The organism is Hymenobacter norwichensis DSM 15439, assembly GCF_000420705.1.
GTDB classification, from domain to species: Bacteria; Bacteroidota; Bacteroidia; order Cytophagales; family Hymenobacteraceae; genus Hymenobacter; species Hymenobacter norwichensis.
The window spans coordinates 1-15,773 of the sequence record NZ_ATVL01000010.1; the positions used below are offsets into that span (position 1 = coordinate 1).

Consider the following 15,773-nt stretch of genomic DNA (forward strand, 5'->3'; position numbering starts at 1 on the left):
GAAGTGTAGAGCGCGAAATCGCACAGCTGACCCGTACTAATGACCCGAACGCTTCTACCAACAACGCACGCTGTACCGCTGGTTTTCTTTCTTGGCCTTGTGTCAACAACATGACGCAGTTTCGGAACACGAACTGCGACACCAGTAATGGTGGCTTTAGCCCGGGTGTTCACCTCTTCCCATTCCGAACAGAGTCGTTAAGCCCCGGAGCGCCTATGGTACTGCCTTCATCGGTGGGAGAGTCGGTCGCCGCCAACCTTACTGTACCCCACACCGCCCCTCCGGCCCCGCGCCGTTGAGGGGCGGTGTTGTTTTATAGCTTACCCGGAACTATAGGCGCTGTATACATCTAGTGAAAAGGGAATATGAATGAATGTATATCTTATTAACTGTGACTTATTCTCACAATCAAGGATATTCCTTCGCCTAAGAAGATCCATTTAGCTGCTGCTTTACTGCATTATGTCTATATAAGAATATTTTTTACTTATTAGAACATGAAACTTTTCCTCTTTATTATGTTCTATTAGCATTAAATAGAAAAGCCGAAGATCCAGCTATTTAGCTGGATCTTCGGCTTTTCTATTTTAAGTATATTCTGTTATTGGAAATGCAAATATGAAGGATTCTTATTTGCGAACCTCTACTAAGTGTTTTGTATGAAGTGTTTCCTATGACAAGCAGTACTACCCTTCTCTTGTATAACTTTTAGAAAGGGTACCCAATGGCAATATTCAACTTGATGGCTTTGTAGCCTGTGTTATTCGCAGGAATTATATCGTTGGTTGGTGTAGTAACAACTGTGTTATCATAGGGATAAACTAGCGGGTATGCAGCGTCTAAGCGAATGACAAAGAACTGTACATCTATACGCAAGCCGGCACCGGCACCTACTGCCATTTGCTTTAGAAAGGTGTTGAATTGAAACTGGCCATTCTGACCATCAGGATTACCGTTGGAGTCATAGGTAGCACGGCTAGGGTCAGCATTTACTAGCCAGATGTTACCAGCATCCATGAATAAGGCACCTTTTACATACGGAAAGAGGTCCTGACGATACTCTACGTTGGCTTCTAAGCGAATATCGCCAACCTGGTCATAGAAGCCGCTGTTAGAGGCTCGCTGCGCTTGAGTGGTGCGGTAAGTTCCTGGGCCTATACCACGGGCGTTGAAGGCACGCACACTATTAGGTCCACCAATGCCGTACTGTTTGAGATAAGGTAGAACATTGGAGTTTTGATATGGCAAGCCTACTCCAACAAGCAAGCGAGTCGCAATTTTATTGCCGCTGGTTGGGTTGGCTGAAATCCGGTAGTAGTTGCGTAGTTCTAAATCAACTTTGGTGTACTGCGAGTACTCTTGCCCAAACAATGCATAAGCGCCGTTTTCGGTTTTTGATGAACCTGTCAGGCTCTGGATTAGATGGGCTAGGTTCCCAGATAGGTCAAGTCCCCCACTGAAATAGAACTGGTTGCGGCGTTGCTCTAGTGATTGTTGATTATATGTGTACTGGTAGCTGCTGCCTAAGATGAACTGTTGCCGGAAGCTGTTTGCCAGAAAGGGCCTCTCCGCCAATAGATCCGTGAAGACCTGCTCTTGTTTGCTTAGCCTAACATACTGCAAGTCGATAGGCTGTAAGCGTTGCTCATTGGTGACCCTTGTTTTCCAGCTATACCCGTAACCTAGATTAAATACGTCTTGTTGAAAGTACTTGGTCCGCAACACGTACTTGTAACCGGCTTCAAAGAAAGTACGGGGCTGAAAGTCGGAGTTGCGTAGGCGGATATCAAACGGCGGCGTAATTAGGCGTGGAACGAGCAACTGAGCATCGATGCCATATTGTGTTGAGGTGACGCCAGACAATGCTCCTTGGCCAGTTTCTACGGAAGCCCTGGCATTTATCAATAGTTGCTCGGCACCGCGCAGTGCCGACCGGTTTCGATACTGTAACACCAGGGATGGTCCGGTGAAGATGTTTGAAGTGTTCATCTGTACCTCAGCGCGCAACGATTTTTTTGGCACTTGGGTCATGCGCACAATGGCGTTCAAGTGACCGTAGCCAGCAGAGTCGGGTACGTTGCGGGCCGGCCGAAACCGAATGTCGACGTACTTGAACGTCCCTAGGCTCATGAGGCGGCTCAGGGTCTGGTCGGAGCGGCGGCGCCGATAGAGGCTATCCGGGTATAGAAAAGTGGCATTGGTAATAGCTTTTGCCTTGAATACTTCTTCATCGGGGAAATAGCGGTAGCCTTTGTATAGAATTGGAGGGCGACCAGCCGATGCTGTATCGGAAAGCGAATAATCGGTGTTGAGCGAGACCCGGTTCAGAACATAGGGGCGCACGGCCCGGTCCAGTACAGTGTTCTTTACTTTCAGATAGATGTTTACTTGATTGTCGAGCGTGCTATCAACCTGGAAGAGAATATTGTCGGGAGAGAAGTAATAGTATCCTTGATTTTTAAGAACGCCATCAATGCGGACCCGTTCGTTGACGAGGGTTTGCAGATTGTAGGGGTCGCCTACTTTCAGCAAAGTGCCACCTTTAGTGGCCTGAATGGCCCGGTCAACGAGCGTATCACGACTTGGAAACTGTACTTCCTTTATAGTGTAGGGCTTGCCGACCGTAGCAGTGTAATCGACGGAAGCGGTTTGCTCTTTAGTTTCAACCTTAGCATGCACAACTGGCTTGAAATAGCCGTTGTTGTTGAGCCGGTTTACCATCAATCCTTTCACTCGCTGAGTGTCAACCTCACTAAGCAGAACAGGCTTCTCGCCGTATTTATCGGCTATCCATTTGCCAAGCCCTTTGGTTTTGCCCTCTCCCAAATGCCAAAAGTACAGCTTGGGTCGCTGTCCAAGAATGGAACTATTGGGCTTGGGAGCAATAACACCTTCTAGTTCGGTGGTGATAAGGCCTTCATTGGGAATCGGACTGGCTGACTTCACCTTTACAGTGCTGCCAGTGTAGAGCTTTGAACCCTCAGGAATATACTTGGTGCCGGAGCAGGATACCGCCGTTAGTAGAACAACCAGAGCCGTCCAACGCCTGAACTCACTTTTCCAGCTTCTTGGTTTGGAAGCGGAAAAATAAGCCAGACTATTCATGACTGGACGAGGAGCACTAGGGAGCATATGCAAGAGGTTTCGTTAAGCTTCTAAGAAAAGGCTACTGGCTGCGGCGCAATGGAAAGCGCCGCCGACCAAACTAGCGGCCGGAAGTAGTGGCGCGTTGAGCAGTCCGGAGGGAGTCTCGGCGGGGGGCAGTGGTGATGACGTTGGAAGAGTCGGGGTTGGCTTTCCGTTCGCGCCGGTCGCGCCGACGTGTTTCCTTTACTTCCTCCTTCACTTGTTTGTCAATCCCTTTGAACAAGTCTGCCAAGTTCTGATAGTCGCGCTGGAAAATCAGAGAAACACCATTGCGGATATACTGGCCATCAATGTCGGCGTAGGCGTTGTTGCGAAAGGCACGCAGGCGGATGCGGCCATTCGCCAGTACGTTATACTCGATGCTCACATCACCAGCGAAACTGCTAATGCCCTGCTGTCCTTGGGAGGCTTGGTTAGCTCCGCCACCTAGCGGAACATCTGTACCCAAACGCACGCTTACCCGGTCGTTGAAAAGCTGCCGACGAACAGCCACGTTCAGGTCGGTGCGGGTTTTCTCTGACCCGCTCGAGAAATCGGCGGTGGAATTCACACCTAATTCAACCCCCAGGTTGGAGAGGTAGCTACCCGTGAGGTTATTCAACTGCTGGGTAAGCACCTGGCTGGCACTGCCTCGCAACTGTTCGGCTACTATGTTGCCGCTACTGCTCTGGAAGGGGTCACTTGCTAGGAAGCGGTTTAGCACGAGCAGCGAGAAAACCTGCTTGTTAAGTTCGGAGGATTCGCTTGGCTGCCGCAACTGAGCTAAGCGAGCCTCAATTTCGTCGCGGCCATATGCGTTGCTGTTCTCCGGGAGCTTGATATCGAAACCAATCGTTGGCTTGAGAAGCTCCCCTGTAACGTTCAGATACACCTGGAAAGGAGTGGCGTTGCGAAGACGAGGGTCGTTGTCAGTGGGGCCTTGGGCTGCCAGCAGTTCGGCTGGCGGCGCCTTCACGTTGTAAATGGCTGCTATACTGAGTTGCGCATTGTAGGGGTCTCCGCTCCAAACAAGGTAGCTGCCCGGCCCGATGGCAAATTCACGGGAAGCCAAATCATAGAGCGACATATAGTAGCTACCCTCTGCTACCTCAAGCCGACCGGCCAGTGTGATAGAGCCGGCCGCATCGATGCTCGTGTTGAGCGTGCCGTTGGCGCGCACTTTTAGGTTATCACCGGAAAGCGGGTCGATGATTACTGTGAATTGGCTCTTGTCGGTTACCGTGATGCGGGCCGTGACGTTGTACCCCTCAGCGGTTTTGACGGTATCAGTGGCTAGCTGGCGGGCCAGCATGGTATCAATAGGTGCGCTTTTGTCAACCCATTCTACAATGCCATCCGTCTCTACTAGGCCTGCCTCATCGTTGGGAGTAACCACGGTAAGGGCCGACCCATCGACTACTACGGCGCGGGTGTTGAGCACAGGCAGCGCAAGGTTGCCGGTAATGCGCGTATCCGAATCGACAATGAGCCTGCCATAGAACAAGGGGTTGTCACGCTGGGTACTTTGGATAGCGACGAAGTTTTCGGTGGTAGCGTTCAGGTTGAAGCGATAATCATCCACGTAATTCTTCGTGAACACCCGGCCATCCACCACCGCCTTGTTATTCAAGGAATCGAGAATAGTGAAGTTGTCGAAGCGCAGGCCCTGGTTGTCGAAGTTGATGGACTGGCTTTGCATCCGGAACGGCGCGCCCAGTTGGGTAGCCGTGAAGCCAGCATCAGCAGTGGTAGTGAGGGCGCCGTTGATGCGGGGGGCACTGACGGTGCCGTTCACGGTGAGGTTACCGGTGATGCCGCCCGTGGTTTCGCGCAGCTGACCAGCTGAGAAAGGCTCGGCAATTTTCAAGTCGAACCGGTTCACGTTGACGGCAAACTCAATGGGGCTCGGTGGCGTGGCCAAGTAGTAGCCTACGGCTTGCACGTCCATGCCCTGCTGGTTGGTGAGGCGCACATCTACGTTGTATCGGTCGGGGACGGGGTTGGTGGCTTTCAGGTTGATGTCGCCGAGTACCGACTTGTTGTACACGAAGCCGGTCAGGGCGGCGTCGGCGGTGAAGGCCTGCTTAGGCTGGCCTAGGCTGAACGCTACAGCGCGACCGTTGAGCGTACCGGCTACCAACGAATCCTGCATGCCAGCGGCGCGAGCCAGGCCGTTGATTTCCAGGTTGCCCATACTCACCTGCAAGGGGTATTGCGCGCCAGTCAGCGTCTGTAAAGTCAGGAACCGGTTGTTGCGGCGGAAGTCCACGTTCTGGGCGAAGATGGCGCCAGTGGCGGTGGTGTAACGCAGCTCGTTGCCGGGGGCCACGGTCCATTCCACACGATCCAGCATCAACTTGGGGTCGAAGCTGAAAGCGTAGGCGTCGCCGCCGCGGAGTACGCGCAGCACGCCGGCCATGTTCAGCCGCTCGGCGCTATCCGACTCGGCAATGCGCAGGCGGGTACCAATCTGGTTGTTCTGGATACTGCCCGCCAAGGTGGGGTTCGGGATGCGGAGCGTAGTATCCTGGCTGATTTCCCGCAAACCCAAAGCGTAATCCAGTTTCTGCGGGTCGGAGTTGATGCGGAACTTCAGCGAGTCCATGGCAAAGCCCATGTACACGATGCGCTTGATGCGGGTGTTGAGGTGCAGGTCGGCAGCGCGGCTATCAAAGGCCCCGGTGAGCTTGAACGGCGTGAGCTGCTTGAGGTCGGGCACCAGCTTCTGAATCAGCTGGGTGTTCTTCACGTTGGCATCGAACGTGAATTGCCGGTACACCGACGAAGGCCGGTAGCGCACATCCGGCAAATCGAAATACCGGTCGATGTGCTCTTGCAACACGGTGGCCAAGTCGCCGAGCGGCGTGTTGCCTTGCAGGTTGAAGTCGGCCACGTTGGAGTTGAAGGCCACCTCGGTGCGGCCGGGCCGCTGCACAATGCGCCCACTCACCGAGTCCAGAGGAATCACCTGATTGTCGCGCACGATGACGATGTTGCGGCCCGAGAACGTACCGTTGATAGTATTGGCGTCGGCGCCGCTGAGATTGGCGGTTAGGTCGCCCTGCACGCGCAAGTCGCCGCCGGTGTAGAAGCCGAGGGCCGTGAGGTTGGCGCCGCGTAAGTTGAGGCGCTGCACTTCGTAGCTGGGGTTGTTGGCGTTGCGCAGGTTCACGGTGGCCAGCAAATCCAGGTTCAGGTTGGGGTCTTGGCGGCTGCGGGCGTCGATAACGTAGCGGTTCCTATCAATACCCACGTTGGCCGTAATGCCGCGGTAGGTGTAACCGTTATAGGTGGCGCTTTTAACGTTGGCTACCAACTGGCCGCGCAGCAAATTAGGGTCGAGGCCGCCGCGGCCGTTGAGGCGACCGGTAGCCGTAATACGCCCGATGGTGGGGTCGCGCAGCACCTTGCCCACGTCAAACCCTTGCACGTTGAAGCTGGCGTTAATGGGTTCTTGCCCTTTCGGACCCGAACCCAAATCCACCTTGGCTGCCACGTTGCCGAAGCTGGTGGTGGCCCGCAAATCGGTGTCGAACAGCATAGCCGTGGGGCGGCCCTTGAACGTACCCGCCACCGTCATACGTGGTGGAATCCGGTACTCGTTGGGAATCGTGCCCTTTGGTACCAGACTCCGAATGTCGGCTTCGGTGGTGGTGAATTGCTGGATGTTGAGGTCGGTGTAGAGGCGCTGGTCGGTTTCGGGTAAGCCCCGAATCCGGCCGCTGGCTTTCACAATGGTGTTGCGGAAGCCCACAAACTCCAGGTTCTGAATGCGCATGTCGCCCACCCGGCCGCTCACGCGCCCACTCAACAGCACCGATTGGTTGGGGCCAGTGGTGAAGGGTGGGGTGGAAGCCAAATCGGGGGCTAGGTACAGAATGTCGCGGAAGCCGATGCGCACGTTGCGGAAGTCGCCTTCGAGGCCCAGGTTCGGCAGCTGCTTCATGTCCGACAGCGCATCAAGGCTGGCGTAGCGCATGCCCAGCGTCTGGCGGATGCGGGTATGCGGCGTAATCAAATCCAGGTTGGTGAGCCGGGTTTGCACCGAGTCGAATACCACGTCGGCTTTGGCCGAGGTAATCTGGAAGCCGCTCTGGTCTTTGCCGGCCAGCTGCGTGATGCGGCCGGTGGTGCTGTTTTCGGAGTAGCGCAGGTTTTCCAGGTTCAGAACGAGGTCCGTGAACTTGAGGTGGTTGTAGTCGAGGGCCGGAATGCGGGTGCGTTGCTTGGGCTCGTCGAAGTTGTCGAAGGCCACGTCCACGCCGCTGATGTCGGAGCGTTTCAGTGTCACCACCCAGCTGGCTTCCTCGCCGGTGGCTTTTTCCACGGCATCGTTCAGGTCGCGCACCGCTTCGGCGGGGTTCACGAGGCGCTTCTCGGTGGGTACGTTTTCGTTTTGGGCGTAGGCAATGCTAGTGTTGCGGAGCTGCAACGTGTTCAAATCAATCCGCGAATTAATCAGGTCGATGTTGTCGGCGGTGATGTTGGCCTCGCCCACGCGGGTACTGATGAACTGCGCCGAGGGGCTATTCCTATAGGTGAGGCTCACGTTATCGAGCACCGCTTTATTGAGCCCAAAAGTGAGGTCGAGCGGCTCGGAAACGGCGGTGTCGGGCGGGGCGGTTTTGCTTTGCACCATGCTGATGCTGGTGTTGCGCAAGGCGGCCTGGTCTACCTTATAGATAGACTGGTCCACGTCCACGGCGTCCATCGTCACGGCCAGCTCGCCTACTTTAGTGCGGAGGTCGAGGCCTTCCACCTGGTCGTTGTAGGTGAGATGGATATTAGTGAGGCGCAGGTCGCCGATGTCGTACTTGAAACCGGCCCCAGTGGTATCGGCGGGCGTGGTGGTCGTGGTGTCGCCGGCCGTGAAGGCATTGACGATGAAATCGTAGTTGTTGATGCTGTCGGGCTCGGTGCGGCTGATAGCCAGCCGGCCGTCATTCAGCTCCAGCGTCTTTAGGTTGACTTCCGACTTGGTTAGCGCCCAGATGTCGATATCAACGCCTAAGTGCCCTACCGACAACAGCGTATCGCCTTTCTGGTCTTCGATATATACGCCATCGAGGTTGAGGGCATGCTTGAAATCGGTGCGGAACTTACCAATCCGGACTTCGGTACCGATTTTATCCTGCAAGTAATCGGCCGCTTTCTGGGCCACGTAATCTTGCGTAGAAGGGAATTGCAACGCCACTACCAGCCCGACTACGAGCAATAGAACGAAGCCAACCAGCCCCAAAATAACATACAGAGTACGGCGTAGGTATGTAGGCACAGTGTTGATTATCAGGCAGAGTTATGGTTTTATATCCAACCCAAACGGGAAAAGCGGGCCACGGGTTGGACTAGGGGCCGATTGGATAGGACCGGTAAGTGGTAGTAGCTCAAGCAAGCTGAACTGTAGTGGCAGCTCTACCGGCCGATGTCCGGGTACGGCTAATTAGCCGTACTCCCTATCTTTCGTCATCAATTCATCTTCCCTATCCTGTCCCATGATACTGCGCTTTTCCTTGCCCTTCCGCACCACCTGGGGCCAGCGGCTGTTGGTTAGTGGTTCCGAACCCAGTTTGGGTGCTTGGAGCCTCGACCATGCCCTGCCACTCGATTACAACCAAGATACCGGCGTTTGGAGCCAGGAAATCAGCGTGCCCGACGACCAGCCGGGTACCATCGACTATAAGTACCTCCTGCTTGACGACCCGGCCAACTCGACGCAGTGGGAGTGGGGCCCCAACCGCAAGGTAGCCTACGACGCTCGCCAATTTCAACGCTTGGTGCTGGAAGATTATTGGCGCGCCCCCGCCGAGCCTGAAAATGAACTGTTTACGGCTGCCTTCACCGAAGCCCTGTTTCGCCGCCCCGCCCGGCCCGGCAAGCCCGCCCCCACTGCCCGCATAGCCGATTCGGTGGTGCGGTTTCAACTGCTGGCGGCCCGCGTAGAGCCCGGCCAGCAACTGTGCGTGCTAGGGTCGGATGCCGCTTTAGGCGCCTGGGATGGCCGTAAAGCCTTAGTGCTTGCCGATGCCGGTGCGTCCACCTGGACGGCCGAGGTAGCCTTGGAGCAGCCCGACCGCGCCCTCGTATATAAGTATGGCGTATGGGATCCGCAGGAGCGTAAAATCGTGCTGTTGGAAACTGGTGCCGACCGGGTGCTACCTCCAGCGCAGGACCCCAAAACCCTGCGCGTGCGCTCCGACGACAAGTTCCGCTACCCTAACAACTGGCGCGGCGCGGGCGTAGCGCTGCCGGTATTTGCGTTGCGGAGCCACCGCGGATTGGGCGTAGGCGAATTCCCCGACCTGAAGCTGCTAGTAGATTGGGCGGTAAGCACTGGCCTGAAGCTGGTGCAAATCCTACCCATCAACGACACCGTAGCCACCCACACTTGGGTTGATTCGTACCCGTATGCCGCCATTTCGGTGTTTGCGCTGCACCCGCAGTACCTCAACCTAGAGGCCGTTGCCCCGCTTCAGGATAAGGCAGCTCAGCAGGAGTTGGAAACGCTGCGGGAGCAACTGAACGACCTGGACTTCGTGGACTACGAGCCGATGATGAACGCCAAGTGGAAATTCATCAAGCAGTTGTACCAGCAAGAGAAGAAGGCATTCCTCGCCGACCCGGAGTTCCAAGCGTACCACGAAGAGCAAAAGGCGTGGCTGGCTCCTTACGCCGCCTTCTCGGCCCTCCGTGACCGGTTCGGTACGGCCGACTTCCAGCAGTGGCCTGAAGAGTACCGCATCCCCGAGCTAGTAGAGCAGCTCACTCAGGAAACGGCCGCCGACTTCGACGAGTTTGGTGTGCACTTCTTCACCCAATTTCACCTCGACAAGCAGCTGCGCGAGGCGGTAACCTACGCCCGTCAGCACGGCGTGGTGCTCAAAGGCGACTTGCCTATTGGTATCTACCGGCACTCCGTGGATGCCTGGACCCAGCCCGAACTGTACCACATGCATCAGCAGGCCGGCGCCCCGCCCGACGATTTCTCGACCACCGGCCAAAACTGGCGCTTCCCGACCTACAACTGGGAGCGGATGGCCGAGGACGGCTACGCTTGGTGGAAACAGCGCATGGGCCAACTGGCCCGCTACTTCGACGCCCTGCGCATCGACCATATTCTGGGGTTCTTCCGCATCTGGGAGATTCCGGGGCACTCGGTGGAGGGCTTACTTGGGCACTTCTCGCCGGCGCTGCCGCTGCATCAGCACGAAATCAAGCAGCGCCTGGGTTGGTTCGACCACGGCCGCCTGTGCGAGCCATACATCCGATGGCACATGGTGGAGCGCATTTTCCACGGCCAAGCCCAGGCAGTGTTCGATGAGTTCATGGAGGCCGATAACCACGGCGCTATCCGCATGAAGGAGCATGTGCGCACCCAGCGGCAAGTGGAAGCCGTGCTGGAGGCGCAGTGCGCCGCCGAGCCGAGCCTAGCCGACCATTGCAAATGGCTGAAAACCGGGTTGTATCAGCTTATCAACGAGGTGCTATTCGTGCCCGACGACCTGTGGCCCGACCACTACCACCCGCGTATCACCCTCAACAAAAGCACGTCGTTTGCCGAACTGGACGAAACCTCGCGCCACCGCCTCTACGACGACATCTACATTGACTTCTTCTACAAGCGCCACGAAAGCTTCTGGCGAGAGCAGGGCCTCGTGAAGTTGCCACCCGTGCGCTACGCCACCAACATGCTGATTTGCGGCGAAGACTTAGGCATGGTGCCTGATTCGGTGCCGGGTGTGATGAAGGCGCTGGGCATCCTGGGCCTCAACATCCAGCGCATGCCGTCCAACCCGCGCACCGAGTTCGGTCACCCCAACGACGCGCCGTACCTATCGGTGGTGAGCCCCGGCTCGCACGACATGAGCACCTTGCGCGGTTGGTGGGAGGAGGACCGCGAGATAACGCAGCGGTTCTTTGAAACCATACTAGGCCACCACGGCGAGCAGGCTCCTTACTATTGTGAGCCGTGGGTGATACGCGAAATTCTGGTGCAGCACCTGCACTCCCCGGCCATGTGGGCCATTTTCCCGCTCCAAGATTTGCTGGCCCTTAGCCCGGAGTTGCGGCGCAACAACCCGCAAGACGAGCAAATAAACGTGCCTGCTAATCCACAGCATTTCTGGAAATACCGCTTGCATGTGCCTTTGGAATCATTGAATGATAATGCAGTATTTATCAATGAAGTTAAAAACACTATAAGTGGGAGCGGCCGGTAAGATCTGAGCTTAAAGTGCTTAAAAGTACGTTTCCGCAAGCAAAAGGCTCCACTGTATAAGTGGAGCCTTTTTTGTTTCTCAAAATGGGATAAATCCAGAAGAACACTGAGTTACGTAGCGCGAAAAATGCCTTTTTTGTCTGTTGAGGCCACTATTATGAATTCCAATATTGAATCTAGTATCGACCCATAAATAGAACTATTCGACGCGTATAGAACTATGTTGATCGAAAAGCTCGTCCGTTACCCTCAGATGCACGCTAGGTTTGTGGCACTATTAGGCCAATGTGGCTTTTCCTAGCGCACACTTTTCGATCAATATTTTAATCATGGGTTTTCAATTACGTGCCTTACTCTGGCTGGCGGTTCTGCTGCCTATTGCTGGCCGCTCATTCGGCCAAGTCCCTGGTGCCGCCTTCTCCTGCGACGGTACCTTCTATCAGACCCGGCAGGTAGCCATCGGCACGAACTTCCACTCCCAGCTGTTCCGGGTTAACCGCAACGTAGCGCCTGCCGCCGACCCAACCACTACCGTCTATACCACTACGTTGGTGCAGGATTTGGCCACAGGCTTGGGGTTATCTTCCACTACCGACTTCGTCATTAACTCGTTGGCTTACAATTCACTGGATGGTTACCTGTACGCCCTCACGTATCCGGTAAACAACAGCGCCACATACCCCGAAATCCACCTTTACCGCATCGGCCAGACGGGCGTGCAGGATATTGGCCGCATTACCATCAACGGTACCGTGCCCACCCAGTACCCGCAGCTAGCAGCCGGGGTTATCGACAAGGACGGGCAGTACTACGCCACGGCCCGGAACCTAGCCAATGCCGGCAACAAGACCAACCTGTTCCGGCTGAACCTGAATCAGTCGTCGGATGCGGCCAAGCTCAACGCCGTAACGGTGCCGATGGACTTCTACACCACGGCTAGCCCCAACACGGTAGTTGCCCCCGCCAGCACCCAGGATTTCAGCTTCATCGACATTGGATTCAACCCCGCCGACAACCAACTATACGGCATCTACAGCGCAGGTTCGGTATATAAGTTCGACTTCACCACCACGCCCGGTCGGGCCCGCGTTACCCGCATCGGAGCGGCTCCAACTACTGCCCCCAACTTTGGCTCGGTGAGCTTCGACTTGGTTGGGAACATGTTCGCATATTCCAACGAAGGCGACTTCTACTCGGTGAACATTGCTACGGGTGCCGCTACCGATATTGGCGACGTGCCCAACGCTGGTGTAACCGACGGTGCCAGCTGCGTAAATCCCAGCCAGCGTATTGATGTGGTGAAAGAAGTAACGGGCGTAAACTTAGTAAGCGGCACCACCTACGATGTGTCGTTTGCCATTCGGGTGCAGAACACAGGTACGGTTACCGCTACCAACGTGCAGGTGAGCGACTTCCTGCGGGGTGCCACCAACAATACCACTTTCCCTACCTCTACTTCCCTAACCGTTACGGGGCTGACAGTAACCAATACTGGCGGCTCGTTGGCAGCCAATGCCAGCTACACTGGCCAAGGTGGCAACGCCGATATGCTCAGCGGCACTCAGTCCCTGACTGCCGGTCAAAGCGCCCTAATTACGTTTACAGCCCGTGTCGTTTTCCCAACCGGAGGAGTACCTACCACCGCCCAGAACAACACAGCTTATGCTTCCAGCACAGCGGGTACGGCGGCCAACCCCGGCTACGCCCTGCAAACCACCGATGGTAGCCTGATTCTGCCGCCCGGCGACCTAGTGGCTATTGACATTTCCACGAACAGTGCTGCCTTGCCGCTCACGCCAAACGGCGACGTTGCTTCGCCAAGCCCTGTGTATTTCCAGACCGCTATCCTGGGCAACGTATTTGAAGACATGAACTACGGTGGCGGCGCGGGCCGCTCGCAGGCCGCCAGCAACGGCGAAGGTGTATTCCAGGCCCGTGTGGAACTGTATTCGTCGTCGGGAGCGGGTGCTTACTTGGGCTTTACTACTACCGATGCAGCTGGTAACTACAGCTTTGTGAACGGAGCGAATGGTATTGCGCTATCGGCAAACACCAACTACCGCGTGCGGGTCGTCAACGCGTCAGTAATGAGCAACCGCCCCGGCAGCGTAGCTGGCTTGCTACCCGTACAGACGTTTCTGAACGGTAACGTGAACCGGGTAGGAGGAGAGAACCCCAGCCAAATTGATGCCGCCCAGAACTCTGGTAGCCAAACGCTTACTACAGTGGAATCTCAGAGTGGTAATACCACGGTGCAAACCCAGACGACCGTTACTACCCCAGGTTCCGGTCCGCTGGTAGGCGTTGATTTCGGCTTCAACTTCGATACCGTAGTGAATGCCAATGGTAGCGGCCAAGGTTCGTTGAGCCAGTTTATTACCAACTCCAACAACCTCACCAACGGCAACCTGAACCAGGCGTACACCGGCGCCATAGCCGGCCAGGAAGCAGCCATCTTCATGCTGAATGACGGCCGCCTGACGAATGCCCCTGCTGGCTTGCGTATTGGTGCCGCCACCGGCTACAACACGCTGACCAAGGTGTTTACCATCATCCCAGCCACGGCTTTGTCTATCACTGACAGCAACACCACCATCGACGGTGCGCGCCAAACCGCTATTACCGGCGACAATGTAACGGCCGCCGCCGAAACCTCGACTGGCGCCGACGTGGTCATCAACTTCAACTCGCTGGCCGGCTTGCTCGTAACCGGCGGCACTACCCGCCTCGAAAACCTGGGCCTCAACAACGCCCGCGGCACCAGCACGGCCACCACCAGCGCCGTAACAGCCGATGGTGCCGGCGTTACGTTCAGCGGGGCAGCCGCTTCGGGCTCAGTTGTGAACTTGGTGACTACGGCTGGCAATGCCACGGCCGGCGTACGGCTGCAAAGCGGCGCCACGGGCGTAACCGTATCCAACAACGTGCTGAACGGCAGCGTGGCCACCGGCACCGTGAATGGCGAAGGACTGGTACTGGCCGGTGCTTCCCGCAACACGATTTTGGGCAACACCATCTCCAACAACAGCGGCTTTGGCGTGCTACTGGAAAGCGGCCAGGCCAACAACGAAAACACCATTTCCAGCAACATTATCCGGAATAACGGCGGTGGCGCCAACGCCGAAGATGCCGGCTTGGTAATTGGCGGCGGCAACAACAACTTGATCAGCCAGAACACCTTCAGCGGCAACGCCAGCAACGCCATAGTAGCAGCAGCTGGCACCAGCGGCAACCGCATTACCCGCAACAGCATGTCGGGTAACACCGGCAACGGCATCGACCTGATGGCGAGTGGCACCACGGGCCTAGCCGGCGACGGCCTGACCCGCAACGATAATACCGATGCCGATACTGGTGCTAATGGCTTGCTTAACTTCCCGGTTATCAGCCAGGCCGTAACCAACGGTGGCAACCTAGTTATTACAGGCTACGCGCCAGCCGGCTCGTTGGTAGAGCTGTTTGTGGCCGACGTGCAGGCCGATGGATTTGGGGAAGGCAAGACTTACCTGACCAGCTGGACTGAAGGCTCGGCGCAGGACAGCGACACCCGGACCGGTGGCTACAGCGGCCTGGTTTCAGGCGTAAACCAAGGCAGCGAAACAGCAACTTCCCTCTTCACATTCTCGGTTTCTATTGCCAGTCTTTCGGCCTCGCAGCAAGCCGCTCTTACCGCCAGCGGCGCCCGCCTAACGGCCACCGCTACCACACTCAACACTGTAAACAGCTTGGTAGTTGGCAATACCTCAGAGTTTTCGGGCAATACCGCTTTGCTTCAGAACCGGCCGCTGCCAGTGGAGTTGGCGCGCTTCAGCGCCGTAGCTGACAATACCAACGGGTTGTTGAGCTGGACCACGGCTTCCGAGAAAAATAACGCCCAATTTGTGGTGGAACGCAGCCTAAGCGGTATCAGCTTTGAAGCAATTGGTACGGTGGCCGGCCAAGGTACTACCACCCAAAGCCACACTTACCAGTTCATCGACAAGCAAGTAGCCACCGTTGCAAGTCTAGTGTATTACCGTCTACGACAAGTAGATACCAACGGGGCGAGCAGCCTGAGTGCTGTACAAGTAGTTCGCTTCAGCAGCGCCACCACCCTCCCGGCTATTGCTGTTTACCCCAACCCAACCGCTGCCAACACCTCACTGGATCTGCGCAGCCTACCTACTGGCACCGTGCAGGTGCGTTTAACCGACCTAACCGGTCGGGTGCTATCGACGGCTACTGTAACTACCGGCCAAATATATCCGCTGGTTACCGCCCAGTTACCGCAAGGCAACTATATAGTTACAGTGCTCAACGGTAGCCAGAAAACCACCCAGCGGTTGGTGAAGCAATAACTCTTGCTCTGATCAAAGTGATTTCGCTAATTCACTGAGCAGCAATATATAGGAAAGCAGCGAAGCCGCAATTGGTTTGGGATGTAAGGAGCTTT

4 protein-coding genes and 1 rRNA gene are annotated in these 15,773 nt (G+C 56.1%); 3 read left to right on the forward strand and 2 right to left on the reverse strand.

Features of this window, described 5'->3' with window-relative positions:
* Window positions 1-146: 146 nt before the first annotated feature.
* Window positions 147-258: ribosomal RNA gene (gene rrf / locus G536_RS0118105) — 5S ribosomal RNA — on the forward strand.
* A gap of 450 nt (window positions 259-708) precedes the next feature.
* Here the strand turns inward: rrf and tamL are convergent.
* Both tamL and G536_RS0118115 read right to left on the reverse strand, forming a co-directional pair.
* Window positions 709-3,105: a translocation and assembly module lipoprotein TamL gene (gene tamL, locus G536_RS0118110; RefSeq protein WP_071837767.1), complete on the reverse strand. Its 2,397-nt coding sequence runs from the start codon at window positions 3,103-3,105 to the stop codon at window positions 709-711.
* Between the two features lie 100 nt (window positions 3,106-3,205).
* Window positions 3,206-8,401: a translocation/assembly module TamB domain-containing protein gene (locus G536_RS0118115; protein WP_157530747.1), complete on the reverse strand. Its 5,196-nt coding sequence runs from the start codon at window positions 8,399-8,401 to the stop codon at window positions 3,206-3,208.
* A 217-nt stretch (window positions 8,402-8,618) separates the two neighbouring features.
* Between G536_RS0118115 and G536_RS0118120 the strand changes: the two genes are divergently transcribed.
* Together G536_RS0118120 and G536_RS30905 are read left to right on the forward strand one after the other, a co-directional pair.
* Entirely contained in the window at window positions 8,619-11,342 is a 2,724-nt protein-coding gene (locus G536_RS0118120) for a 4-alpha-glucanotransferase (protein ID WP_022825021.1), read from the forward strand.
* Between the two features lie 328 nt (window positions 11,343-11,670).
* On the forward strand, window positions 11,671-15,678 hold the full coding sequence (locus G536_RS30905; protein WP_022825022.1) for a beta strand repeat-containing protein: 4,008 nt from the start codon (window positions 11,671-11,673) through the stop codon (window positions 15,676-15,678).
* The last annotated feature ends 95 nt before the right edge of the window (window positions 15,679-15,773 follow it).